This window comes from Candidatus Propionivibrio aalborgensis (assembly GCF_900089945.1).
Taxonomy (GTDB): Bacteria; Pseudomonadota; Gammaproteobacteria; order Burkholderiales; family Rhodocyclaceae; genus Propionivibrio; species Propionivibrio aalborgensis.
Window position 1 is genome coordinate 20199 of record NZ_FLQY01000009.1, and the last position, 23640, is coordinate 43838.

The window sequence follows — 23640 nt, forward strand, 5'->3', positions numbered from 1 at the left end:
TTCGGGATGACTGCGGAGGCCACGGTAGGAATTCAAGCTTACGCCGCGCTTACAAATGTACAATTTATTAAATAAATACAATAACTTAAAGAATGCTTGCCAATTGCTTAACGGCGGCTTGCGAGACGATGGTTTTTTTGGATTGGCGTCCAGCACCTGCACCGTGCGTAATAGCATCGACTCGAATCAGGCGCCTGTGCTGCGAGTAACAAAGGGAGGCTCCCCCGGCTCTGCCGGGGAGGCACTAGGAGTTTGGCATTCTCGGGCTTGTCCATCGTAGAAGCTTCCAATCGTGAGCCGCCAAGCAAACAAAAGGAAGAAATACGATGGACAAGTTGGAAAGTTGGAGTCGCACGGCGTGGGATTGCAAATATCACGCAATACTCACCGCGAAGCGTCGACGCAGGACGTTATAGGTGGGGTTACGGCAGCATCTGGGAGAAGAGTACCGGAAGCTTGCTGTGCAGAAGGAAAGCCAGATCGTGGAAGGACACCTGATGTCCGATCACGTGCGCACGATGATCGCGATCCCGCCGAAGTATGCGGTATTGCGGGTGATTGGTTTCATCAAGGACAGGAGCGTCATTCACCTGTCCAGGGTATATGGAGAGCGCAAGCGCAATTTCGTCGGGCAACACTTCTGGGCTCGCGGATACCTCGTATAAACAGTCGGCCGCGACGAGGCAGTGATACGGGAGTACATCAAGAACCAGGAGAAAGAGGACGAGCGACTGGATCAGCTCGGCCTTTGGAGATGAGCTGCCGCCGGATACGCTGGCACCTGAGCTGTGGGGCCTAGCGACCCCGACCTGCCGCTTAGAGCGGCTCACAAATTATTGCCGCCGGCTCTGTTGGGGGATATTTACCCGGTTACTTCAAAACCACCCGGCACACATGTCATGTACATAGAGGATGATTAACTTTGCGACTGGTGAAAACAGCGAAGGCTGCTCAATGGCAGCCTTCGTCTGTGCCAGACGGGTTCGCCGTTCAGTCCTTGAAGCGTGACTCAAGGATGTCGACAGCCGGCAGACGCTTGCCCTCAAGGAACTCGAGGAAGGCGCCGCCTGCGGTTGAGATGTATCCGACCTTGTCTTCAATCTTGAAGACGTTGATTGCCGAAACCGTATCGCCACCGCCGGCCAGCGTGAATGCCTTCGAGCTGGCGACAGCGGCTGCCAGCGCCTTGGTTCCGTTGGCGAACGAATCCATTTCAAAAACTCCCACCGGGCCGTTCCAGACGACCGTGCCCGCTTTGGCGATGATGTCGGCCAATGCCTTGGCCGAGTCCGGGCCGATGTCAAGGATCATGTCGTCGTCGGCGACGTCATCAACGCTCTTGATCGTCGCTGGGGCCGTTGCGGAGAACTCCTTGGCGCAGACGACGTCGGTCGGCAAGGGCACCTTGACCTTGGCCATGACAGCCTTCGCCTGATCGACGAGATCGCGCTCGGCAAGCGATTTGCCGATGTTCTTGCCGGAGGCAAGCAGGAAGGTGTTGGCAATACCGCCGCCCACCACCAGTTGGTCAACTTTGGCCGAAAGGCTTTCGAGTACGGTCAGTTTGGTCGAAACCTTGGAGCCGCCGACGATGGCCACCATCGGACGAGCGGGGCTGGCAAGGGCTTTGGTCAGTGCTTCGAGTTCGGAGGCGACACAGGGTCCGGCGCAAGCGATTTTAGCGTACTTGCCTATGCCATAGGTGGTAGCTTCAGCGCGGTGCGCTGTGCCGAAGGCATCCATTACCCAGACATCGCATAGCGCTGCCATTTTCTGCGAAAGTTCATCGTTGCTCTTCTTTTCGCCTTTGTTGCAGCGGCTGTTTTCCAGCATGACGACTTCGCCCGGCTTGACTTCAAAGCCACCATCGACCCAGTTCTGGACGAGGCGAACCTCTTTGCCGAGCAGTTCCGACATGCGTTTTGCGACTGGCGCCAGAGAGTCATCAGGTTTGAACTCGCCCTCGGTCGGGCGGCCAAGGTGGGAAGTAACCATTACGGCGGCACCTTTGGAAAGCGCGTACTGGATGCCAGGGAGGGCAGCGCGGATACGGGTGTCGTCTGTAATGGCGAGGTTGTCGTCTTGGGGTACGTTCAGGTCGGCGCGAATGAAAACTCGCTTGCCGGCGACGTCAAGGTCGGTGAGACGTTTGAAGGTCATGGCGATTCTCGATTCAAAACTTGGATTAAAAAAAGAAAGGGGCACCCGGAAGTGCCCCTGAGCACGGGTATTACTTGGCCATTACGCGGACCATGTCGAGGACCTTGCAGGAGTAGCCCCATTCGTTGTCATACCAGGCCACGACCTTGACGAAGGTACCATCCAGCGCGAGGCCAGCGTCGGCATCGAAGGTCGACGTGCAGCTTTCGCCGCGGAAGTCGGTGGCGACGACTTTTTCATCGGTATAGCCGAGCACGCCCTTCATCGCCCCTTCGGAAGCTGCCTTCATGGCGGCGCAGATTTCCTTGTAGGTGGCTTCCTTGTTCAGCTCGACGGTCAGGTCGACCACAGAAACGTCGGAAGTCGGCACGCGGAAGGCCATACCCGTGAGTTTCTTGTTCAGCTCGGGGATAACAACACCGACAGCCTTGGCAGCACCAGTCGAGGACGGGATGATGTTCTCGAGGATGCCACGGCCGCCGCGCCAATCCTTGTTGGAAGGACCGTCAACGGTCTTCTGGGTGGCGGTGGCAGCATGCACGGTGGTCATCAGGCCGCGCTTGATGCCCCATGTGTCGTTCAGGACCTTGGCAACAGGAGCCAGGCAGTTCGTCGTGCAGGAAGCGTTCGAAATAATGGTTTGGCCGGCATAGGTCTTGTCATTTACGCCGAACACGAACATCGGGGTATCGTCTTTCGACGGAGCGCTCTGGATGACCTTCTTGGCACCAGCGGCGATGTGCTTTTCGCAGGTTTCCTTGGTCAGGAACAGGCCGGTCGATTCGACGACGATGTCGGCGCCAACTTCATTCCACTTGAGTTCGGCTGGATCTTTCACTGCGGTCAGGCGAATCTTCTTGCCATTTACGATCAGCGTGTTGCCCTCGACTGAGACAGTGCCTTTAAAACGGTTGTGTACCGAGTCGTACTTCAGCATATAGGCCAAGTAATCGGGCTCGAGCAGATCGTTGATGCCGACGACTTCGATGTCGCTGAAATTCTGAACTGCCGCACGGAAAACCATACGTCCGATACGTCCAAAACCGTTGATACCTACTTTGATAGTCATGATTCTCTTCCCTCATAAAAAAATCGAACGTTGATGATAAATGCATTTGCAACTGTTGAATATTGAACTCTGATCTTGTCACCAAGTAACCGGACAAACCAGCTGCGGAATTGAATCCCGGCATGGGACGCCATCCGTTGGTAGGAGTTCCGCGAGCGAACTGACCTTGTGTCGCCGACTTTGTTGGGAACCACCAGCCAAGGCGAACGATTATCCGCTATCTCGGAGGATATTTCCAGTGTGCACAGGTGAATCCATTCCATAAAGCGAAACTGGCTGATTTAACTGCACATGGATGCCGGAGATATTCCGGCAAAATCTCGCGGGCCGCTGAGTGTTGGTTCGCCTCGTCGCGGAAAAATGACATTTCTCGGTTCTGTCAGGTTCGATCAGAAACACGTCATAATCCGGTCAGGATGAGCAAGGCTCCTTTGACCAATGTCTCTTCCTTTGACAGGGGTTTTCTAAAAAAACAATCTTGATTGAAAACGAAAATCAATATATAAATCATTGCGCCGATTGACCGATATCGGCTCGGCAACATATAATTTTTTGATTTAGGTTGGATTTCCTGCCTTTCCTGTGGGTTGCACTCATCATCGAATCTTACATTTCGGCGAAGCAGTAGTCGGACGGTTCGTTGTTGCCACGGAAGGCCGCGCAAGACCTGCAGACAACGGTTTTTGACACGGTTTCAAGTGAAGGCGTTGGAATTTGGATTTCGGTTAACCTGCTCCGGCGGTGTTGTACCGAGTTTTGCACCTCTCAGAAATAAGCCAAGGAGCATGTATGGCAATACGCAAGGAACTATTAGCAGAGTTGACCGCTCGCCGCGAAGAGGCGATGGCCGGAGGTGGTCTCGACAAAATGGAGAAGCGTCGCAAGAAGGGGTTGCTCACTGCACGTGAGCGCCTTGACGATCTTTACGACAAGGGATCGCTTCAGGAACTCGGAATGCACGTTGACCATGACACGGCAGGCATCGACCACAAACGGTTGCCGGGCGATGGCGTGGTGACCGGCATTGGAAACGTGGGCGGACGTCCGGTTGCAGCCTTCTCCCAGGACTTCACGGTGTCCGGGGGCTCGCTGGGCCGTATGCACTCGGAGAAGATCTGCCACATGATGGAAACTGCGGCCAGTCTCGGGCTTCCCGTCGTTGCCATCAATGACTCGGGCGGTGCGCGCATCCAGGAAGGTGTTCTCTCACTTTCGGGCTACGGTCAGGTGTTCTTCCGCAACGTCGAGCTGTCCGGGCTGGTTCCCCAGATTGCCATCATTGCCGGCCCCTGTGCCGGTGGCGCGGCGTACAGTCCGGCGTTGATGGATTTTCTGATCATGACCCGCAAAGGCTCACAGATGTTCATCTGTGGCCCGGATGTGATCAAGGCCTCGACCGGCCAGGAAGCACCGATCGAACAGTTTGGAACCGCGGATGCCCATGCCTCGGTGAGTGGCAATATCCATTTCGTGGCCGATGACGACAAGCATGCGCTGGAGATCACACGCAAGCTGTTGTCCTTCCTGCCGCTGAACAACATGCAGGATCCACCGCATCGCATTCCTGACACCATCAAGGTCGAAGTCGATACCGCCATGAATGACCTCGTCCCTGAGGAAAACAGGACGCCGTTTGACGTAAGCAAAGTGATTGCCCGGCTCGTCGATGGCGGCGATTTCCTGGAAGTTCAGCGCGAGTTTGCGAAAAACATCGTCGTCGGATTTGCCCGTATTGACGGTATGGTTGTCGGTATCATCGCCAATCAGGCGATGGTCAAGGCGGGCACACTCGATTGTGATTCCTCCGACAAGGGTGCCCGTTTCATCCGCTTCTGCAACGCCTTCAACATCCCGATCGTCACCCTCGTCGATATTCCGGGCTTTATGCCCGGGCTCGCCCAGGAACGCGGCGGCATCATCCGCCACGGCGCCAAGATGCTGTTCTCCTACGCATCGGCGACGGTGCCGAAGATTACGGTCATCCTGCGCAAGGCCTACGGTGGCGCTTATCTCGCGATGTGCTCCAAAGACCTGGGTGCCGACTTCGTATACGCTTGGCCGTCTGCGGAAATTGCCGTGATGGGTGCAGAGGGGGCTGTCAAGGTGATCTACAAGAAGGAAATCGACGGCGCCGAAGATCCGAAAGCCAAGGAGATGGAACTCAGAGCTCGCTACGTCAAGGAGTTTGCTTCGCCATACCAGGCCGCCGAGCACGGTTTGATCACCGATGTGATAGCCCCCTCCGAGACGCGTTCCAAAGTGGCGATGGCGTTGCGCATCGCGCTGACCAAACGAGTTACCCGTCCACCCAAAAAACATGGACTAATCCCGTTATGAGCCTACATGAATCCCTTGCGGTCGTATTGGCCGTTGCCAAGGACACGGCGTTTGCCGTGGCAGACTCTTCCGCGGTGCAGGAGGCAGCGAAAGCGGTCTCCCAGGGAGCTGCTGCCACGGTTGCGGAGGCTGTCGAGAATAGCGCATTTTCGGCCAAGGTAACGCTCGGGCAGGTCGTCGAATTTCAATTGACCGGCTTGCTTGTGGTTTTCACCGTGCTTGGCGGCCTGACCCTGATGCTCTACCTGATGGCTTGGCTTCTCAAAACGTTCGCGCCGGATCAATACCACTGCAGAAAAACTGCTCCGGCTGCTCCGGCTGCTCCGGCACCCAAGCCTGCAACGGCAGCGCAAGCCGCAGCCGTTGCGGCAAGCGCTCCGCCGGTTGTGGCAAGCATCCATCCCGGACTTTCCGACGAAGAGCTGGTTGCCATTCTGGCCGTCGCCGCTTCGGAAGGCATCGGGCAGTCGGTAACCGTCGTCAAGTTTCGGCCCATGGACAGCATGGACTGGACATGGTCGGTACAGGGCCGGGTCGGCCTTCACTCTTCACGCAAGCTCTGAGCGCAGTCTCAGAGTCGAATCATAAAGGACGCTTAACATGAAAATGCTCAAAATTACCCTGCAAGGCAAGACGTATGAAGTGGGTGTCGAAGTTGTCGATGGCGCCGCCCCGGCAACAGCGGCTCCTGCTCCAGTACAAGCGGCGCCTGCTGTTGCCGTTGCCGTGCCCGTTGCCGCCCCAGCTCCAGCACCAGCACCAGCGCCTGCGGCCGCTGCACCTGCAGCGGTAGCCGGTGGTCAATCGGTGACCAGCCCGATGCCCGGTCTGGTCATGAAGGTTCGCGTGACCGTTGGTCAACAGGTCACCGCCGACCAGGAAGTTCTCGTTCTGGAAGCCATGAAAATGGAATCTCCGGTTTATGCGCCCGGCGCGGGTACTGTTGCGTCGATCCTCGTCAAGGAAGGCGATGCCGTGTCTGAAGGTCAGGTTCTGATCCAACTAAGCTGAGGTTCATATGTCCGGAATCATTGAGCAATTCATGTTGATGATGACCCAGTCGACCGGGTTTTCGCATATCACGGGCGGCATGGTTATCATGTGGGCGGTCTGCGTCGTTCTTTTCTACCTGGCCATTGTCAAAGAGTTCGAGCCCTTGTTGCTGTTGCCGATCACCTTTGGCGCGTTATTGGCCAACATTCCGACCGAGGGCGTGCTGAATGCGCCGCATGTCGAAGGACTGATCACGGTGCCGGGGGGCTTGTACTACTACATCTCGCAAGGCATCCATCTGGAGCTGTTTCCGCCTATCATATTCCTCGGGGTCGGAGCACTGACTGATTTTGGTCCGCTGATCGCCAACCCTCGCACCTTCCTGCTTGGTGCGGCGGCGCAACTGGGTATCTTCATGACCATGTTCGTTGCTGTGATGAGCGGGGTATTTACGCCGGGTGAAGGCGCATCGATCGGCATCATCGGCGGTGCCGACGGCCCAACGTCGATTTTTACGGCCAACAAGCTCGCTCCCCATTTGATCGGGCCGATCGCCGTTGCGGCGTACACTTACATGTCGCTGGTTCCGCTGATTCAGCCGCCGATCATGAAGTTGCTGACGACCGACGCCGAACGCAAGATACGCATGAAGACGCTGCGCCCCGTGGGTAAGTTGGAACGCATCATCTTTGCCATCGTGGTGATGGTGGCCGTTTGCCTGGTGGTTCCGCCGGCCTCAGCGCTGATCGCCATGCTGATGCTCGGTAACATCATGCGCGAATCGGGTGTGGTCGATCGCCTGACCAAGTCGACGCAGAACGAAATCATCAACATGACGACCATTTTTCTTGGAACATCGGTCGGTCTGACCATGGGGGCAGAGAATTTTCTGCAAACCAAAACGCTGATGATCATCGTCATGGGTGTGGTGGCTTTCGCCTTTTCGACGGCCGGCGGAGTCGTGTTCGCCAAGATAATGAATAAACTGTCACCGGGCAATCCGATAAACCCCCTGATCGGATCGGCGGGTGTGTCGGCGGTGCCGATGGCGGCTCGTGTTTCGCAGGTGGTCGGTGCGCAGTATGACAAACAGAACTTCCTGCTGATGCATGCCATGGGTCCAAACGTTGCCGGTGTTATTGGTACGGCCGTTTGCGCAGGCTATTTCATCTCGCGTCTGGGTTGATCAACGCGTCCCCAGTCTTATGACTGGGGACGCGTCTCTAACGAAACAGAGCGTGTTTTACTGGAATGCCCTGTGAGCCTGTGAAGTCTGGCTTACAGGGCATTTTTCTTGAATGCTGTCTGATCAGCACTGGCTATTCCTCGGATGATCAAGGATCGGACCAGATTGTCATCTAAAGTGCAAGGCAATCGCCAGCCAGACCGGCAAGGTAAGCATAGCTGTGAGCGTGTTCGCAGAAATCAGCCAGGCGACACCCGGCCCATCGCCGCCCATCCGTACAGTTAGAATATAAGCTGATGTCGCCGTCGGAAGTGCAGCGAAGATGATTGCGGTATCCAAGTAGATTCCGCGCAAGCCGAGGCTGGATGCGGCCAGTAGCGCCATCGCGGGAAGCGCCAACAATTTGACCAGCAGCAGGTAGCAGGAAGCCACCGGCCATCCGCTGGCACGGCGCACCCTGAGCGCCGCACCTACCGCCAGCAGACCGAGCGCAATTGCCGCTTCGCCCAGCCGGCCCAGGAAATGGGTAGCAATCTCCGGCAGCGTTAATCCGCTGAAGCTGAAGAGAAAACCAGCCAGTGTAGCGATAATCAGCGGATTGCGCGCCATCTCACCAAGGACATTTAGATTTCCGAGCCGGGCCAGCATCCAGACCGAAGCGAGGTTTGCCAACGGTACCATCGCCCCGATCAGAAGGCCCATCGCCACGATGCCGTCTGTGCCGTGCAGCTTGCCGATTACCGCCAGTCCGATGTAGGAATTGAAGCGGAATGCACATTGGAAGCGCGAAGCGTAAGCGGTCTTATCGTGACCGAAAAGCGGGCGGGAAAGGTAGCCGAGAACAATGCCGCTGGTAATCGCGGCAGCGCCGCAAGCGAATAGCGGGGCCGTTGCGCTAAAGTCGATGCGTGTCCTGGCCAGCGCGTTGAACAGTAGGGCCGGAAAGAGTACGAAGTAGACGAGCTTTTCCAGCGAGCTCCAGAACTGATCGGGCAGGTCCATCAGGCGACAAAGCGCCCAGCCGAGCAGGATCAAGCCAAAATCGGGAAGTAGTAGCAGGATGCCTTGCATCGCCTGAGGCGCTGTCGAGCAGGCTCAGATCGCCTTCCGGCTCCGCAGGCTGGCGATCTCGTCGGCGCTGAAGCCCGCTTCCCGGAGGATGTCGTCGCTGTGTTCGCCTGCGGCAGGCGCCGGCATGCGGACTTCGAACGGCATCTCGCTGATCTTGTACGGCGGCGTGAATTGTTTGACGCCATCAATCTCGACGACCATTCCGCGCGCCTGCAACTGTTCATTTGCCAGGCTTTCCTCGAAACGAAGCACCGGCGTGACGCAACAGTCGACCTTGTCGAACACTGCAGTCCACTCCGCGAAGCTGCGCTGAACGAAGACGGCTTCCAGCTCACGCCGGATGCGCAGACCTTCGCTACCCATCAAGTAGGCGCAGGGCTTGAGGTCCGGGCGGCCGATGGTCTCGCAAAGCAACTGCCAGAATTTGGGTTCCAGGGCGCCGACCGCAAAGTGGCGGCCGTCGCTCGTAGGATAGACACCATAGCAGGGCAGTCCACCGGAGAGCACGTCTTCACCACGCGGCAGCGCATGACCCAGACCGAGTACCGCCAGGAGCGGAAAAAGCGTGTGCGCGAATACGGCGTCAGTCATCGACACATCGACATAACGGCCGTGGCCGCTGGCGCGGGCATCGACGATTGCGGCGAGAATGCCGACCAGAGCGGTCAATGAACCACCCAGCAGGTCGCCGATCTGGAAGTTCGGCATGGCAGGAGTACCGCCTTGAGTTCCGATCTGGTCGAGCAGGCCACTGTAGCCCAGGTAGTTCAGGTCGTGGCCGGCTCGCTCACGGTACGGCCCATCCTGTCCGTAGCCGGTGATCGCACAATACACGATCTTCGGATTGATTGAAGACACCGCCTTGTAGCCGACGCCAAGCTTGTCGACGACGCCTGGTCTAAAACTCTCGATAATGACATCGGCGTCACCCGCAAGGCGCATGAATACTTCAACTCCGGCCGCCTGTTTGAGGTCCAGGCGGAGGCTGCGTTTGTTGCGATTGATGAGCTGAAAGTAATTGACGTCGCCATAACCGGATTTTGCATCCCGGGCGTAGTCGCCGGCGCCGGTGTCTTCGATCTTGATCACATCGGCACCAAGGTCGGCGAGGTGGAGGCTGGCCAACGGTCCGGGTAAGAGTCGGGTGAGATCCAGCACGCGAATGCCGGCGAGAGGAAGTGAGCGCATAGGGATGAGCTTTCGGAGTCATGAATCAGATTCGGTAGAAGGTAGTGCTCGTTGTAGGTGTTGTGCACGCCAGACAGGAGCGTACCTCAGGCGCATGGCGAGATGCCAAGGATTTACTTTGATCAATGCTCAGGCGCCGAAGTTATCTGGCATCTGAACAGCAACCACTTCACCTTGGGCAGTCGCCACGCCGTCGACCAGTACGGTTGCCTCGACGACCACCTTGCGCCCTTTGATTTCTTTCACACGTCCGCGAATCTCCAGCTCCCGGCCGAGTGGTGTCGGCTTGAGGTAGCTGACGTGCAGGGACCCGGTCACGAAACGGCAAGCCGGCAGGGTGTCCATCTCACGCCCTTCCAGGCGATACATCGCTGCGGCGGCTGTGCCGGTGCTGTGACAATCGATCAGAGAGGCCAGCAGGCCGCCGTAGACGAAACCGGGGATGGCCGTGTGATAGGGCTCCGGCATAAAGCGGGTGACGCTTTCTTCGCCCTCCCAATAGGTCTTGATGCGGTGGCCGTGCGTGTTGTGGCTGCCGCAGCCGTAGCAGTGGGCGAGGTTTTCCGGGTAGTAATCCTGAAAGGCCTTCATGCGCGTGTCTCCTGTAGGGTGATATTCCGGCGTTATCGATGTGCAGCGGTGCAAGGGTAGTCAGGCAACATTTGGCGGATTGTAAAAGCCACGGGATTCTATAAACTTGGCCCACTGAAAACGCTGTCCCTGGGGTGCGCTGATGTTCATGGCGTATCCTTCACGAAGAATAGTATTCGATAACCCTCGACCTTATCAGGCAGGCCACCGGTGGACAAACAAGCGACAAGCTTCAGCATCTCCGATCTCGCGCGTGAATTCGGTATCACGCCGCGCACGATCCGCTTTTACGAGGATCAGCGGCTAGTTGCGCCGAAGCGCGAAGGAAGAACCCGTGTGTTCAGCCGCCGCGACCGCACCCGGCTCAAGCTCGCTTTGCGGGGCAAGCGACTCGGGTTCAGTCTGGCCGAGATCGGCTATCTGATCAACATGTACGACTCGGCACGCGACAAGAAAACCCAACTTACCGAACTCCTGAACGGGCTGGCGCAGCGCAAGGCGGCGCTTGTGCAACAGCGCGAAGACATTGAAGCCGTGTTGCAGGAAATCAATGCCGTTGAATCGCAGTGCCGCGAACTGCTGACAGCCCGTGCGGCCCAGGATGTTGCGCCTTCAGAGCAGCCGCAAGCTTGAGCATTTTCGACAGCGAATGACTCATAGGGTACAAACCAGTTGACGTTAACGTCAACGTCAATTTTAATACCGCCTATGCACAAAGCTCAGGATCCACAATTTGCCGAACGCATCCGCGCCAGTTTCGGGCGGCAACAGGCCATGAGGCTGATCGGCGCCAGCATGCCGGTGATCGAGCCCGGCTATACGGAAATTCACCTGCCGCACAAACCCGAGATTACGCAGCAGCACGGCTACATCCACGGTGGAGTGGTCGGCATGATTGCCGACTCGGCCGCCGGCTATGCGGCAAGCACGTTGACGTCGCACGAGACGGGCGTGTTGACCGTCGAGTACAAGCTGAACCTGCTCACGCCAGCCGAGGGCCAGTTGCTGATCGCCGAAGGCTCGGTGATTCGCTATGGTCGAACGCTAATCGTGACCCGGGCCGATGTATTTGCCATCAACGACGGCAGTAAAACCCAGTGCGCGGTGATGCAGCAAACGATCATGACCCTGCACGGCAAAAAGGACAACGTCCTTTAGGGCAAGAACAAGGAGAGCGACATGGACTACCCGAGCCTCGGTTTTGACCACGGCGAAACCATCGACATGCTGCGCGATTCGATTCGCCATTTTGCCGCGAGCGAGATTGCTCCACGCGCCGAAGCCATCGACCGGGACAACCTGTTCCCGGCCGATCTGTGGAGAAAGCTCGGCGACATGGGCCTGCTCGGCATGACCGCCGACGAGGAATATGGTGGCACCGGACTCGGCTATCTTGCGCATATCATCGCCATGGAAGAGATTTCGCGCGCTTCGGCCAGCGTGGGGCTGTCCTACGGCGCACATTCCAACCTTTGTGTGAATCAGATCAGCCGCAACGGCACCGCCGCGCAGAAGGCGAAATACCTGCCCGAGCTGATCTCCGGCGAACACGTCGGCGCACTGGCGATGTCCGAGTCGAATTCCGGATCCGATGTCGTCAGCATGAAGTTGCGTGCCGACAAGAAAGGCGATCGTTACGTTCTCAACGGCTCCAAGATGTGGATTACCAACGGCGCCGATGCCGATACCCTGGTCGTCTATGCCAAGACCACGGTCGACGCCGGCGCGAAAGGGATCACCGCGTTCATCGTCGAGAAGGGGGTGAAGGGTTTCTCCTGCGGCTCCAAGCTCGACAAGCTCGGAATGCGAGGCTCGAATACCTATCCGATGTTTTTCGATGACTGCGAAGTGCCTGAAGAAAACGTACTCGGTACTCTCGACGGTGGCGTGCGCGTTCTGATGAGCGGTCTCGACTACGAACGTGCGGTACTCGCCGGCGGACCGCTCGGCATCATGGCGGCGGTGATGGATGTCGTCCTGCCCTATGTGCATGAGCGCAAGCAGTTTGGTCAGGCAATCGGCGAATTCCAGTTGATGCAGGGCAAGATCGCCGACATGTACACCACCTTCAACGCCTGCCGGGCGTACGTCTATGCTGTTGGTCAGGCGTGCGAGCGTGGCGATGGCGGTCACAGCAGCGGGCGAAGTCCGCGCAAGGACGCCGCCGGCGCCATCCTCTATGCGGCCGAGAAGGCGACCTGGATGGCCGGCGAGGCGATCCAGACGCTGGGAGGCAATGGGTATGTCAACGAATATCCGGTGGGCCGCCTGTGGCGCGATGCAAAACTCTACGAGATCGGTGCCGGCACGTCGGAGATCCGCCGCATGCTGATCGGACGCGAACTGTTTGGCGAAACGGCTTGATCGCCATCAAGAAGGGAGGTTTGCAATGATTCTGACGCATGAACACGAAATGATCCGCGACTCGCTGCGCGCTTTTGCGCAGGAGCGTCTCGCCCCCTTTGCCGCCGAGTGGGATCGCCATCACACGTTCCCGGCCGCGGCGTTGCGCGAACTCGGCGACCTGGGCGCGCTGGGCATGGTTGTTCCCGAGCGCTGGGGTGGCGCCGGAATGGACTTCCTGTCGCTGGTGCTGGCACTGGAGGAAATCGCTGCCGGCGATGGCGCGACATCGACCATCGTCAGCGTGCAGAACTCGCTGGTTTGCGGCATCGTGACGAAGTTCGGTTCGGACGAACAGAAGGAAGCCTGGCTCAAGCCACTGGCGCGCGGCGACAAGCTCGGCTGCTTCTGCCTGACCGAGCCGCACACCGGTTCCGACGCGTCGACGATCACCACGCGTGCCGACAGGGATGGCGACGATTTCGTGCTCAACGGTGTCAAGCAGTTCGTCACGACCGGCAAGTACGCACAGGCCGCGATCGTCTTCGCGGTCACCGACAAGCCGGCCGGAAAAAAGGGAATTTCCTGCTTCCTGGTGCCGACCGATATGCCCGGCTATGTCGTTGCCCGTATCGAGGAAAAGTTGGGACAGAACGCTTCCGATACCGCGCAGATCATTTTCGAGGACTGCCGTGTTCCGGCCAGCACTCTGCTTGGCGCGGAAGGCGAGGGCTATCGCATTGCGCTCTCCAACCTCGAAGCCGGGCGCATCGGAATTGCCGCGCAGTCGGTGGGCATGGCGCGTGCGGCCTTCGAAGCGGCGGTAAAGTATGCCAAGGAGCGCGAAACTTTTGGTACAGCGATCATCAACCACCAGGCCGTCGGTTTTCGCTTGGCCGACATGGCCACCCAGATCGACGCTGCGCGTTTGTTGACTTGGCGCGCCGCCGTTCTGAAAGATGCCGGCAAGCCTTGCCTGACCGAGGCGTCGATGGCCAAGATGTTCGCTTCCGAGATGGCCGAGAAAGTGTGCTCCGATGCCATACAGATTCACGGCGGCTATGGTTACGTCAGAGATTTCCCGGTCGAGCGGATTTATCGCGACGTGCGCGTCTGCCAGATCTACGAAGGCGCGAATGACATACAGCGGATGGTTATCGGCCGCGCGATTGCGGCGGATTGAGCCGGGAAAGGCAAGGTGCAAGTCATGGACAACGCTCTGGAATTCTATTTCGATTTCTCGTCGCCGTATGGCTATCTGGCGTCAGAGAAGATCGACGCGCTGGCGCAAAGATTCGGGCGTCAGGTCAAATGGCGCCCGATCCTGCTCGGCGTTGTCTTTCGTGAAACGGGCGCGGTACCGCTGACCGAGGCGCCCCTCAAGGGCGAGTATTCTCTGCGTGATTTCGCGCGCTCGGCACGCTATCTGGGGGTGCCTTATACGCACCCCGCGCGTTTTCCGCTGGCCACGCAACACGCTGCCCGCACTTATTACTGGCTGCATGAGAAGGACTGCGCCATGGCCCGGGCGTTTGCTCACGCCACCTTTCGATCCTTCTATATTGAAGGGTGCGATATCTCCGATCTTACGGTCGTGCTTGATCTGGCATGTCGTCAGGGTGCGGATTACAACGCCTTGTCCGAAGCGCTGGCCGGCCCGTCGGTCAAGGAGCGCCTGAAAGGCGAATGCGAAGCAGCCATCAGGAAGGGCGTTTTCGGCTCCCCGTACATCATCGTCGACGGCGAACCTTTCTTTGGCGTCGATCGCCTGCCGCAGATCGAGCGGTGGCTTGAAAAAGGCGGTTTCTGATGCCCGTTCTGACGACCCAGCTCAACCCGCGCAGTGCGGAGTTTCTGGCCAACACCGAGGCCATGCAGCGGGTTGTCAGCGATCTGCGTCAGACGATCGACAGGATCGCGCTGGGCGGGCCCGAAGCGGCTCGCCAGAAACATATTGCGCGGGGCAAGCTGCTGCCGCGCGAGCGGGTCAATACGCTGATCGATCCCGGCTCGCCCTTTCTCGAACTGTCGCAACTGGCGGCGTACGGCATGTACGGCGGCGAGAATTCTTTCGAGGTCCCCGCCGCGTCAATGATTACCGGCATCGGGCGGGTCAATGGCGTCGAATGCATGATCGTCGCCAACGATGCGACAGTGAAGGGCGGCACCTACTATCCGATGACCGTGAAGAAGCATTTGCGCGCGCAGGAGGTTGCCGGCGAAAACCGGCTGCCGTGCATCTATCTGGTCGATTCGGGCGGCGCTTTCCTGCCGTTGCAGGATGAGGTCTTTCCCGACAAGGAGCACTTCGGGCGCATCTTCTACAACCAGGCAACGCTTTCGGCGGCCGGCATTCCGCAGATCGCCGCCGTGATGGGTTCGTGCACCGCCGGCGGCGCCTACGTTCCGGCAATGTCCGACGAGTCGATCATCGTCAAGGATCAGGGCACCATCTTCCTTGGCGGACCGCCGCTGGTGAAGGCCGCGACAGGTGAGGAGGTCAGCGCCGAGGATCTTGGAGGCGCCGACGTGCATACGCGCATTTCCGGCGTCGCCGACCATCTTGCCGAAAACGATGCGCATGCGCTGGTCATTGTCCGGCGCATCGTCGGCAATCTCAACTGGCAGAAACGCCCGCCGGTAAGCCTCGCCGCGCCGCGCGAACCGGCTTATGCCAGGGAGGAACTCTACGGCGTCATTCCGGCCGATACGAAAAAGCCCTTTGACGTGCGCGAAATCATCGCCCGCATCGTCGATGCTTCCGACTTCGACGAGTTCAAGGCGCGCTACGGGCCGACCCTCATCTGCGGGTTTTCGCGCATCTGGGGTTACCCGGTCGGCATCGTGGCCAACAACGGCATCCTGTTTTCCGAATCCTCGCTCAAGGCCGCGCATTTTGTCGAACTGTGCAGCCAGCGCGGTATTCCTTTGGTCTTCCTGCAGAACATCACCGGGTTCATGGTCGGTCGCAAATACGAGAACGGTGGCATCGCGCGCGACGGCGCCAAGATGGTCACCGCGGTCGCCTGCGCCAGGGTGCCGAAATTCACCGTTGTCATCGGTGGCTCGTTCGGCGCCGGCAACTACGGCATGTGCGGGCGGGCCTACAGCCCGCGTTTTCTCTGGATGTGGCCCAATGCGCGCATCTCGGTGATGGGCGGCGAACAGGCCGCCGGCGTGCTCGCCACCGTCAAGCGCGACGCTTTGGAGGCTGCCGGGAAAACCTGGAGCGCCGAGGAAGAGGCCGAGTTCAAGGCGCCGATTCGCGAACAATATGAAGCGCAGGGTCACCCCTACTACGCCAGTGCGCGACTCTGGGACGACGGCGTGATCGATCCGGCCGATACGCGGCGCGTGCTAGGCTTGGGCCTGTCGGCGTCGATGAATGCGCCGGCTGAAGAGACGAAATTCGGAATTTTCAGGATGTAATCGAGCGAACCACCAAGACACCAAGAGCACCAAGTTACACAAAGCAATACAAGAATGCTTTTCCTTGGTGGTTCTTGGTGCTCTTGGTGTCTTGGTGGTGAAAGATTTTTGGATTTGGAGACGTGCATGTATCAATCGATTCTTACCGAAGTCGACGTCGACGTCGGCATTCTCACCCTGAACAAGCCGGAGAGACACAACGCGTTCGACGACGTGTTGATCGCCGAGCTAACGGTCGGCCTGCGTGAGCTTGAGGCAGATCCGCGGGTGCGTGCCGTCGTGCTGTCCTCGACCGGGAAGAGTTTTTGCGCCGGTGCCGACCTCAACTGGATGAAGCGTGTTGCCGACTATTCGCCGGAGGAAAACCTGCGCGACGCGCATCAACTCGCCGAGATGATGTCGACGCTGAACGAGCTGAGCAAGCCAACCATTGCGCGTGTGCAGGGCCCGGCCTATGGCGGTGGTGTGGGTCTGGTTGCCGCCTGCGATATCGCCGTGGCGACTTACGATGTTCATTTTGCGTTGACCGAAGTCAAGCTCGGCATCGTGCCGGCAGTGATCAGCCCTTATGTGCTGGCAGCCATCGGCGAGCGCTATGGACGTCGATACATGCTCAGTGCCGAGCGCTTTTCCGCCGCCGAGGCGTATCGTATCGGCCTGCTGCACGAGATCGTTCCGGGCGACGAGCAACTCGACGAAGCGATTAGTGAAATCCTCGACACACTGCTGAACAACGGCCCCGCAGCGCAGGCCGAATGCAAGGCGCTGATCCGCGTCGTCGCCGGCCAGCCGATCGATCAGGAAACCATAGAAGAGACAGTGCAGCGAATTTCCCGCGTCCGGGCCAGCCCGGAAGGCAGGGAAGGTTTGGCGGCTTTTCTGGAGAAGCGCACGCCGAACTGGATCGTTGGCTGATGAAACAGCGAACCACCAAGACTCCAAGCGCACAAAGCTTCACCAAGAAGCGACAAAGAAGATTGCCAGGTTTTCTTGGTGCTTCTTGGGGTCCTTGGTGCCTTGGTGGTGAAAGGTTCTGAATGTTTACAAAAATTCTCATCGCCAATCGCGGCGACCAATCCCGCAGGGATGCAGCGACGAAGTCAAATTGCCGTGCGTGCGCAGCACGTTCAGGCGATTGCGCCGCCGGAGAAACCAGTGTTCAGTAAGATCCTCATCGCCAATCGCGGCGAAATCGCCTGCCGTGTGATCCGAACGGCACGACGCATGGGTATCCGTACGGTTGCCGTGTATTCCGAGGCCGACGCCAATGCGCGGCATGTGCGTCTCGCCGACGAGGCTGTCTGCATCGGCCCGGCAGCCGTCAACGAATCCTACCTCGTTGTCGAGCGCATTCTCGATGCCGTCAGACGCACCGGTGCGCAGGCGGTGCATCCGGGCTACGGCTTCCTTTCCGAAAACGACCGCTTTGCCGATGCCTGTGCCGAAGCCGGTATCGTCTTCATCGGCCCACCGGCCGAGGCGATTCGTGCGATGGGTTCGAAATCAGCGGCGAAAAAGATCATGGGTGCGGCGAAGGTGCCGCTCACGCCGGGTTACCACGGCGACATCCAGGACGCCGATTTTCTGCACTCGCAGGCAGATGCCATGAGCTACCCGGTACTGATCAAGGCGTCGGCTGGCGGTGGTGGAAAAGGCATGCGGCGGGTCGAAAAAAGCGAGGACTTCCTTGCCGCGCTCGCCTCGTGCAGGCGCGAGGCGGCAGCGTCCTTTGGCTCCGAACATGTGCTGATCGAGAAATACTTGAGCCGTTCCCGGCACATCGAAATCCAGATCTTTGCCGATACCCACGGAAATTGCGTTTATCTGTTCGAACGTGATTGCTCGGTGCAGCGCCGCCACCAGAAAGTGCTCGAAGAGGCGCCAGCGCCGGGCATGACGACGGCGCGCCGGGCAGCGATGGGCAAGGCCGCCATCGACGCAGCCAAAGCCGTTGGTTACGTGGGCGCCGGCACCGTCGAGTTCATCGCCAGCGAGAACTTCGCGCAGGACGGCACGTTTTATTTCATGGAAATGAACACCCGCCTTCAGGTTGAGCATCCGGTCACCGAAATGATTACCGGGCAGGATCTGGTCGAGTGGCAGCTGCGTGTTGCCAGCGGCGAACCGCTGCCGCTGCGTCAGGACCAGCTTGAAATCCGCGGGCATGCGCTGGAAGCGCGCATTTACGCCGAAGACCCTACTCGCGAATTCCTGCCGTCGACCGGTCGTCTGATCCATCTTGCGCCGCCGGCCGAAAGCCTCAACGTGCGCGTCGATACCGGCATCGAGCAGGGCGACGAGATCACTTCATACTACGATCCGATGATCGCCAAGCTGATCGTCTGGGATGTCGACCGCAACGCCGCGCTGGCGCGCATGCAGCAGGCGCTGGCCGATTACCGCATCGTCGGCGTTACCGCCAATGTCGATTTCCTGACGCGGCTGGTTGCCTGCCCGGCTTTCGCCAACGCCGATCTCGACACCGGCCTGATCGACCGGAGCCGTGACTTCCTCTTTCCGGCGCAAGTCGAGCCGCCCAGAAATGTCTTCTTCGTGGTTGCCGTTGCCGAGCTGCTGCGCGAACAATCGGCTGCGCTCGCCAAAGCCCGGCATTCGGGCGACCCCTGGTCACCGTGGAGTTCAAACGACGGCTGGCGTCTGAACATCCAGTCGCGGCGCACGATCACCTACCGCAGTGGAGAAACTCTGCACGAAGTCGCCGTTGCCTACGAGGTCGATGGCTGGCGGCTGACGCTGGCCGGCGAATCGGTACTGGCGCGGGGGCGGCGGCTCGACAGCGGCCAGTTTTCGGGCCAACTCGCCATTGAACTCGATGACCGCCGTATGATCGCCAGCGTCATCGCCGTGACTGAAAAGCAGATACAGAAACGCCACGTCTTTCTCAATGGCACGACTTGGATCATTCAGCGCGACGACCCGCTGCATCTGGTCGAAGCCGGTGGCATGCAGGGAGGCGGCCTGACAGCGCCAATGCCGGGCAAGGTCGTTGCGCTGCTTGCCGTACCGGGGCAGGCCGTAGAGAAGGGCACGCCGCTGCTGATTCTCGAAGCCATGAAGATGGAGCACACGGTGATCGCACCAAAGAATGGGGTGGTGAATGCTTTCCTTTACGCGGCCGGCGATCAAGTGAAAGAGGGTGCCGAGCTGGTCGAATTTGAGGCAGAGAAGCAACGAGCGATGGCAGTGGATTGATTGGCGCAGGGCTTTTGTTTAGTATTACAAACGTTATAACGTTGGAGTTCAAACATGTTCGCCCTGAAACTGACCCAGATCGGCAATTCGGTTGGCGTTGTTCTGCCCAAGGAGTTGCTTGGCCTCCTGCACTTGGAGAAAGGCGATACGCTGTATGCCACAGAATCGCCCGAAGGCGTGCGCCTGACACCGTTCGACCCCGAATTCGAGCAGCAGATGGAAGCCGCCCGCAAGATCATGAAATCACGTCGCGATGTATTGCACGAACTTGCAAAATGACCGCTTGGCGCTGGATCGAAGATAACGTCGTATTGGCAGTACATGAAGCGCAGCTTGCCGAGCATGGGGGCCTCGTCGGAGTACGCGATACGGGCTTGCTCTCTTCCGCGTTGTCGCGGCCGCGTAACTTGGCCATCTACGGATCGCCGGATGCGGCTGATCTTGCGGCAGCATATGCGTTCGGGTTGGCACGGAACCCCCCGTTTGTCGATGGCAACAAACGTACCGCCTTTGTTTGCGCCGAACTGTTTCTCCTGCTCCATGGGTATCGGTTGGAGGCCGGCGATGCGGAGTGCGTCACTCAGATGCTGCGACTTGCGTCGGGAAGTCTCGATGAATCCGATTTCGCCGCCTGGCTGCGCGCCGGCAGTGTGGAAGTGAAATAGGCATGTCACTACCAAAGCAGGTCAAGATCGTCGAGGTCGGCCCGCGCGACGGGCTGCAGAACGAGAAGCAGGTCGTTCCGGCGGCCGTCAAGATCGAGTTGATCGAACGGCTGGCCGGGGCGGGCTTGCCGGCCATCGAGGTGACGTCCTTCGTGCCTGCCCGATGGGTTCCGCAGATGGGCGACAACAGCGAAGTTCTGCGCGCCGTGCTGTCCAGCCCGCGGCGCAGGCCGGGCGTGGCCTATCCGGTGTTGACCCCCAATCTGCAGGGATTCGATGCGGCGGTGGAAGCCGGAGCGACGGAGGTCGCCATCTTCGGCGCCGCGTCCGAAACGTTTTCGCAGAAGAACATCAACTGCAGCATTGCCGAGAGCCTGAAGCGTTTCAACGTCGTGGCGGATGCGGCGCAGGCGCTGGATATCCGCGTGCGCGGCTATGTTTCCTGCGTTGTCGCCTGCCCCTACGAAGGCGCGATTGATCCGGAAAAGGCCGCGTGGGTGGCGAAAACCCTCCACGAAATGGGCTGCTATGAGATTTCGCTCGGCGATACGATTGGCGCCGGCTCGCCGGCCTCGATCAAGCGCATGATCGCCGCTTGTGCAACGCACGTCCCGATCGGTAAACTGGCCGGCCATTATCACGACACCTACGGCATGGCCATCGCCAACGTCTACGCATCGCTCGAACTCGGCATGGCGGTTTTCGACAGCTCGATCGCCGGGCTCGGCGGTTGCCCGTATGCCGCTGGCGCCTCTGGGAACGTGGCCACCGAGGACCTTGTCTATCTGCTACATGGACTGAATATCGAAACTGGAATTGACATGGATAAATTGCTGGAAGCCGGGCAGTACATCTCGCAGCAGCTCGGCCGCAAAAATCAATCGAAGTCGGCACGAGCCCTGCTGGCTCGACGGAGTGCCGCATGAGCCTGTCACCCTTCTCACCGGCAGGCGTTGTTTCGCCCTGCGTCAACATTTGCCAGATGGACGAGATCAGCGGGCTTTGCCGCGGCTGCTTTCGCACTCTGGATGAAATTACAAGCTGGAGTCGCGCGGCGGTCGATGACAAGCTGGCCATCCTGGCCGCCGTCGATCGGCGACGTGCCGAGCACGACCCCAGCGGCGATGAGTTTCGCGGAGACTGCGATCGATGAGCCCGCCGGACATGCCTCCTGAAGACGAGTACCTCTGCGTCGGCATCTGCATGCCCGAACCGGATTCGGGCTACTGCCTCGGCTGCGGCCGCCCGCCAATCCCCGTATCCACGGGCGGGCAGCAGGATGAGTTTGAAGCGCTTTGCGCCGAGCACGTGGAGAATGGAACATCCCAAACGCCCGAAACCCCTCAAGCTGATTCGGCCACGAACCGCGATTCGTCCAAAACACCCTGATGCTCCCCGACAGCCTGCTGGTCCTCGAGCGCGGCTGGCTTTCCTCGAACAACATCGTATTCTTCGAAGGTGAGCAGGCGGCGGTGATCGACAGCGGCTATCTCACGCACGCCGCACAAACCCTCGCACTGCTGGCCCACGCGCTCGACGGCCGTCGCCTGACGCGTTTGCTCAACACGCACTCGCATTCCGATCATATCGGTGGCAACGCGGCGGTCGTGCAGTCGTTCGGCTGCCAGGTCATCGTTCCCTCCGGCATCGATGCAACGATCGCTGAATGGAATGAAGAGGCGCTGCTGCTCTCACCGCTCGGCCAGTCGGCGGCGCGCTTCCAGCACGACGCGACGATCGCCGAGGGCGACCAGGTCGAACTTGGCGGACTCGTCTGGCACGCCATCGCCGTTCCCGGCCACGACATGGATGCGCTGGCCTTCCACAACAGCGAGCATCGCATCCTGATCTCCGGCGATGCGCTGTGGCGCGACGGCTTCGGCGTCATATTTTCCGAGCTGCTCGGCCATCCCGACGATGCCGGCGGACTCAGGGCGACGCGGCAGACGCTCGACAAACTCGCCCGTCTGCCGATTGACGTCGTCATCCCCGGCCACGGCGCGCCCTTTGTCGAAGTCGAAGACGCCTTCGAACGCGCCTACCAGCGGCTCGCTTCCTTCGAACAAAGCAGCGAACGCTTGGCGCGCCACGCCCTCAAGGTGATGCTCGCGTTCGCCCTGATGGAGCGGCGGCAACTGCCTTGCAACGAGTTGCCGGCCTTTCTCGCCAGCCTCAGTTTTTGCCAGAGCGTCAACGCCCGCTACCTCGGTTATGAAGATGAAGCCCTTGCGCAGTGGCTGACGAGCGATCTGATTCGTGCCGGCACGATCAAGAACGAGAGCGGCGTTTTGATCGCCGTTTAGTTGGATTGAAGATGCACTCGCGTTGCCGGCAAACGCTTGCCAGGATGCCGGATAAATCGTCTAATCCGATTTGGATACGCGGGTTCGGTAGATGCGTCAGTGTATTGAAACGTACCTGCGCCCCGATTTCCCCTAGCATGCTGTGTGCTGAACACAGTTCGACAGAGATAAACGCTATTCGTTAGGGCGTGTTCTCAATTAGGCCAACCAGACGAAAGTGCAAGCCAGATGGATGAAGGACAGAAAGGAGATTGCCAGTTTGTCGTATCGCGTGGCGATACGCCGGAAGTGCTTGATGCGAGCGAAGAAGCGTTCGATCAGGTTGCGGTCTTTGTAGAGATGGCGATCGAAATGGCGTTGGACGAGTCGATTGGAGCGGGGCGGGATGACGGCTTGGGCCCCCGCCGCCTCGATGACCGCAACAAAGTGATCGGCATCGTAGCCCTTGTCGGCAATAATGGCTTGAGTTGGCAGGTGTTCGATGGCCTCGGCAGCGCATTCGATGTCGGCAATCTGCCCTGCCGAGAGGATCACCCGCAGCGGATTGCCCAAGGCATCGACTACCACATGCAGCTTGGTTGTCAGCCCGCCCCGCGAGCAGCCGATTTCCTGAGGGCCTGCTTTTTTTGGGCACCGGCGGAATGTTGGTGGGCGCGCACGATGGTCGAATCGATGAATAGTTGTTCCATGTCAGCGTCACTGCGCAGAGCACGGGCAACGTGCTCGAAGACCCCTTTCTCGCGCCAACGGGAGAAGCGCACATACGTCCGATGCCAAGGTCCAAACTCAGCAGGCAAGTCGCGCCACGGACTGCCAGTACGCATGATCCAGAGGACGGCCTCGACAAACCGCCGATTATCCCTTGCCGTAACCCCACGGTCACCCGCCTTGCCTGGAAGAAGCTGTTCAATGCGTTCCCACTGGTCATCTCGCAACATCTTTCGATCCATTCTGACTCCAACCAAAAGTCAGGATATGACCAGATTTCATCCGCTGTGAACAGCCCATCGCTATCCCATTGATCGTGAACGACTTCTCTTCCTCTTCTTGTGTATGGCATATCAGAATTCGATCAATTGAGAACACGCCCTA

24 protein-coding genes and 1 pseudogene are annotated in these 23640 nt (G+C 59.1%); 19 read left to right on the top strand and 6 right to left on the bottom strand.

Annotated features, from left to right (window positions below):
* Nucleotides 1–326: 326 nt before the first annotated feature.
* Nucleotides 327–758: pseudogene (gene tnpA, locus PROAA_RS00550) on the top strand (IS200/IS605 family transposase).
* A gap of 232 nt (nt 759–990) precedes the next feature.
* Here the strand turns inward: tnpA and PROAA_RS00555 are convergent.
* Entirely contained in the window at nt 991–2160 is a 1170-nt protein-coding gene (locus tag PROAA_RS00555) for a phosphoglycerate kinase (RefSeq protein ID WP_186409438.1), read from the bottom strand.
* Nucleotides 2161–2230: 70 nt separating this feature from the next.
* Nucleotides 2231–3229 carry a type I glyceraldehyde-3-phosphate dehydrogenase gene (gene gap / locus PROAA_RS00560; RefSeq protein ID WP_186409439.1) on the bottom strand — a complete coding sequence of 333 codons (999 nt, stop codon included), beginning with the start codon at nt 3227–3229 and terminating at the stop codon, nt 2231–2233.
* 789 nt (nt 3230–4018) lie between these two features.
* On the opposite strand from gap, the gene PROAA_RS00565 reads away from it, so the two are divergent.
* The 4 genes from PROAA_RS00565 to PROAA_RS00580 are packed head-to-tail and all read left to right on the top strand — an operon-like array spanning nt 4019 to nt 7745.
* Nucleotides 4019–5566 (top strand): acyl-CoA carboxylase subunit beta, encoded by a 1548-nt coding sequence (locus tag PROAA_RS00565; protein WP_186409440.1) that lies wholly within the window; start codon nt 4019–4021, stop codon nt 5564–5566.
* Nucleotides 5563–6129: an OadG family transporter subunit gene (locus PROAA_RS00570; RefSeq protein WP_186409441.1), complete on the top strand. Its 567-nt coding sequence runs from the start codon at nt 5563–5565 to the stop codon at nt 6127–6129. The genes PROAA_RS00565 and PROAA_RS00570 overlap by 4 nt, the downstream gene beginning before the upstream one ends.
* Nucleotides 6130–6166: 37 nt before the next feature.
* Nucleotides 6167–6577 carry an acyl-CoA carboxylase biotin carboxyl carrier protein subunit gene (locus PROAA_RS00575; RefSeq protein WP_186409442.1) on the top strand — a complete coding sequence of 137 codons (411 nt, stop codon included), beginning with the start codon at nt 6167–6169 and terminating at the stop codon, nt 6575–6577.
* 7 nt (nt 6578–6584) lie between these two features.
* On the top strand, nt 6585–7745 hold the full coding sequence (locus tag PROAA_RS00580) for a sodium ion-translocating decarboxylase subunit beta (RefSeq protein ID WP_222102034.1): 1161 nt from the start codon (nt 6585–6587) through the stop codon (nt 7743–7745).
* 168 nt (nt 7746–7913) lie between these two features.
* Here the strand turns inward: PROAA_RS00580 and PROAA_RS00585 are convergent, their stop codons facing one another.
* The 3 genes from PROAA_RS00585 to PROAA_RS00595 all read right to left on the bottom strand — a co-directional run bounded on the left by PROAA_RS00585 (nt 7914) and on the right by PROAA_RS00595 (nt 10595).
* The gene (locus PROAA_RS00585) at nt 7914–8816 is read right to left on the bottom strand and encodes an AEC family transporter (protein ID WP_186409443.1); all 903 of its coding nucleotides are present in this window, start codon (nt 8814–8816) and stop codon (nt 7914–7916) included.
* A gap of 24 nt (nt 8817–8840) precedes the next feature.
* A complete protein-coding gene (locus tag PROAA_RS00590; RefSeq protein WP_186409444.1) occupies nt 8841–10004 on the bottom strand; it encodes a CaiB/BaiF CoA transferase family protein in 1164 nt (387 codons plus the stop codon).
* Between the two features lie 129 nt (nt 10005–10133).
* Nucleotides 10134–10595, bottom strand: a complete 462-nt coding sequence (locus PROAA_RS00595) for a PaaI family thioesterase (RefSeq protein WP_186409445.1) — start codon at nt 10593–10595, stop codon at nt 10134–10136.
* A 210-nt stretch (nt 10596–10805) separates the two neighbouring features.
* Here PROAA_RS00595 and PROAA_RS00600 point away from each other — a divergent pair, with 210 nt between their 5' ends.
* From PROAA_RS00600 to PROAA_RS00665, 14 genes are all read left to right on the top strand, one after another.
* The gene (locus PROAA_RS00600) at nt 10806–11228 is read left to right on the top strand and encodes a MerR family transcriptional regulator (protein WP_186409446.1); all 423 of its coding nucleotides are present in this window, start codon (nt 10806–10808) and stop codon (nt 11226–11228) included.
* A 75-nt stretch (nt 11229–11303) separates the two neighbouring features.
* Nucleotides 11304–11753, top strand: a complete 450-nt coding sequence (locus PROAA_RS00605; protein WP_186409447.1) for a PaaI family thioesterase — start codon at nt 11304–11306, stop codon at nt 11751–11753.
* A gap of 21 nt (nt 11754–11774) precedes the next feature.
* Nucleotides 11775–12959, top strand: a complete 1185-nt coding sequence (locus PROAA_RS00610) for an isovaleryl-CoA dehydrogenase (protein ID WP_186409448.1) — start codon at nt 11775–11777, stop codon at nt 12957–12959.
* Nucleotides 12960–12984: 25 nt separating this feature from the next.
* On the top strand, nt 12985–14121 hold the full coding sequence (locus PROAA_RS00615) for an acyl-CoA dehydrogenase family protein (RefSeq protein WP_186409449.1): 1137 nt from the start codon (nt 12985–12987) through the stop codon (nt 14119–14121).
* 24 nt (nt 14122–14145) lie between these two features.
* A complete protein-coding gene (locus PROAA_RS00620; protein ID WP_186409450.1) occupies nt 14146–14748 on the top strand; it encodes a 2-hydroxychromene-2-carboxylate isomerase in 603 nt (200 codons plus the stop codon).
* Nucleotides 14748–16367 (top strand): carboxyl transferase domain-containing protein, encoded by a 1620-nt coding sequence (locus PROAA_RS00625; RefSeq protein ID WP_186409451.1) that lies wholly within the window; start codon nt 14748–14750, stop codon nt 16365–16367. Before PROAA_RS00620 ends, PROAA_RS00625 begins: the two co-directional genes overlap by 1 nt.
* A gap of 126 nt (nt 16368–16493) precedes the next feature.
* Nucleotides 16494–17282, top strand: coding sequence for an enoyl-CoA hydratase/isomerase family protein (locus PROAA_RS00630; RefSeq protein WP_186409452.1), 789 nt, complete (start codon nt 16494–16496; stop codon nt 17280–17282).
* Nucleotides 17283–17522: 240 nt separating this feature from the next.
* On the top strand, nt 17523–19580 hold the full coding sequence (locus PROAA_RS00635; RefSeq protein WP_186409453.1) for an acetyl/propionyl/methylcrotonyl-CoA carboxylase subunit alpha: 2058 nt from the start codon (nt 17523–17525) through the stop codon (nt 19578–19580).
* 54 nt (nt 19581–19634) lie between these two features.
* On the top strand, nt 19635–19859 hold the full coding sequence (locus PROAA_RS00640) for an AbrB/MazE/SpoVT family DNA-binding domain-containing protein (RefSeq protein ID WP_186409454.1): 225 nt from the start codon (nt 19635–19637) through the stop codon (nt 19857–19859).
* The gene (locus PROAA_RS00645; protein WP_186409455.1) at nt 19856–20245 is read left to right on the top strand and encodes a type II toxin-antitoxin system death-on-curing family toxin; all 390 of its coding nucleotides are present in this window, start codon (nt 19856–19858) and stop codon (nt 20243–20245) included. Before PROAA_RS00640 ends, PROAA_RS00645 begins: the two co-directional genes overlap by 4 nt.
* Nucleotides 20246–20247: 2 nt before the next feature.
* Complete coding sequence (locus PROAA_RS00650) at nt 20248–21171, top strand: hydroxymethylglutaryl-CoA lyase (RefSeq protein ID WP_186409456.1); 924 nt, start codon at nt 20248–20250, stop codon at nt 21169–21171.
* Entirely contained in the window at nt 21168–21398 is a 231-nt protein-coding gene (locus PROAA_RS00655; protein ID WP_186409457.1) for a DUF1289 domain-containing protein, read from the top strand. Before PROAA_RS00650 ends, PROAA_RS00655 begins: the two co-directional genes overlap by 4 nt.
* Complete coding sequence (locus PROAA_RS00660) at nt 21395–21634, top strand: DUF1289 domain-containing protein (RefSeq protein ID WP_186409458.1); 240 nt, start codon at nt 21395–21397, stop codon at nt 21632–21634. The genes PROAA_RS00655 and PROAA_RS00660 overlap by 4 nt, the downstream gene beginning before the upstream one ends.
* Nucleotides 21634–22548, top strand: a complete 915-nt coding sequence (locus PROAA_RS00665) for an MBL fold metallo-hydrolase (protein WP_186409459.1) — start codon at nt 21634–21636, stop codon at nt 22546–22548. Before PROAA_RS00660 ends, PROAA_RS00665 begins: the two co-directional genes overlap by 1 nt.
* Nucleotides 22549–22746: 198 nt before the next feature.
* On the opposite strand, the gene PROAA_RS00670 is transcribed toward PROAA_RS00665, so the two are convergent.
* A protein-coding gene (locus tag PROAA_RS00670; RefSeq protein WP_245664102.1) for an IS5 family transposase occupies nt 22747–23498 on the bottom strand; the annotation gives its coding sequence in 2 pieces (ribosomal slippage) (nt 22747–23174 and nt 23174–23498; 753 coding nt in all).
* Between the last annotated feature and the right edge of the window lie 142 nt (nt 23499–23640).

What these genes read in the sequence shown, in the direction of transcription:
- PROAA_RS00620 (WP_186409450.1), top strand. Translation starts at nt 14,146, where the DNA reads ATGGACAACGCTCTGGAATTCTATTTCGATTTCTCGTCGCCGTATGGC.
- PROAA_RS00595 (WP_186409445.1), bottom strand. Translation starts at nt 10,595, where the DNA reads ATGAAGGCCTTTCAGGATTACTACCCGGAAAACCTCGCCCACTGCTAC.
- PROAA_RS00565 (WP_186409440.1), top strand. Translation starts at nt 4,019, where the DNA reads ATGGCAATACGCAAGGAACTATTAGCAGAGTTGACCGCTCGCCGCGAA.
- PROAA_RS00660 (WP_186409458.1), top strand. Translation starts at nt 21,395, where the DNA reads ATGAGCCCGCCGGACATGCCTCCTGAAGACGAGTACCTCTGCGTCGGC.
- PROAA_RS00590 (WP_186409444.1), bottom strand. Translation starts at nt 10,004, where the DNA reads ATGCGCTCACTTCCTCTCGCCGGCATTCGCGTGCTGGATCTCACCCGA.
- PROAA_RS00645 (WP_186409455.1), top strand. Translation starts at nt 19,856, where the DNA reads ATGACCGCTTGGCGCTGGATCGAAGATAACGTCGTATTGGCAGTACAT.
- PROAA_RS00570 (WP_186409441.1), top strand. Translation starts at nt 5,563, where the DNA reads ATGAGCCTACATGAATCCCTTGCGGTCGTATTGGCCGTTGCCAAGGAC.
- PROAA_RS00555 (WP_186409438.1), bottom strand. Translation starts at nt 2,160, where the DNA reads ATGACCTTCAAACGTCTCACCGACCTTGACGTCGCCGGCAAGCGAGTT.
- PROAA_RS00640 (WP_186409454.1), top strand. Translation starts at nt 19,635, where the DNA reads ATGTTCGCCCTGAAACTGACCCAGATCGGCAATTCGGTTGGCGTTGTT.
- PROAA_RS00610 (WP_186409448.1), top strand. Translation starts at nt 11,775, where the DNA reads ATGGACTACCCGAGCCTCGGTTTTGACCACGGCGAAACCATCGACATG.
- gap (WP_186409439.1), bottom strand. Translation starts at nt 3,229, where the DNA reads ATGACTATCAAAGTAGGTATCAACGGTTTTGGACGTATCGGACGTATG.
- PROAA_RS00630 (WP_186409452.1), top strand. Translation starts at nt 16,494, where the DNA reads ATGTATCAATCGATTCTTACCGAAGTCGACGTCGACGTCGGCATTCTC.
- PROAA_RS00625 (WP_186409451.1), top strand. Translation starts at nt 14,748, where the DNA reads ATGCCCGTTCTGACGACCCAGCTCAACCCGCGCAGTGCGGAGTTTCTG.
- PROAA_RS00615 (WP_186409449.1), top strand. Translation starts at nt 12,985, where the DNA reads ATGATTCTGACGCATGAACACGAAATGATCCGCGACTCGCTGCGCGCT.
- PROAA_RS00585 (WP_186409443.1), bottom strand. Translation starts at nt 8,816, where the DNA reads ATGCAAGGCATCCTGCTACTACTTCCCGATTTTGGCTTGATCCTGCTC.
- PROAA_RS00580 (WP_222102034.1), top strand. Translation starts at nt 6,585, where the DNA reads ATGTCCGGAATCATTGAGCAATTCATGTTGATGATGACCCAGTCGACC.
- PROAA_RS00655 (WP_186409457.1), top strand. Translation starts at nt 21,168, where the DNA reads ATGAGCCTGTCACCCTTCTCACCGGCAGGCGTTGTTTCGCCCTGCGTC.
- PROAA_RS00650 (WP_186409456.1), top strand. Translation starts at nt 20,248, where the DNA reads ATGTCACTACCAAAGCAGGTCAAGATCGTCGAGGTCGGCCCGCGCGAC.
- PROAA_RS00665 (WP_186409459.1), top strand. Translation starts at nt 21,634, where the DNA reads ATGCTCCCCGACAGCCTGCTGGTCCTCGAGCGCGGCTGGCTTTCCTCG.
- PROAA_RS00575 (WP_186409442.1), top strand. Translation starts at nt 6,167, where the DNA reads ATGAAAATGCTCAAAATTACCCTGCAAGGCAAGACGTATGAAGTGGGT.
- PROAA_RS00605 (WP_186409447.1), top strand. Translation starts at nt 11,304, where the DNA reads ATGCACAAAGCTCAGGATCCACAATTTGCCGAACGCATCCGCGCCAGT.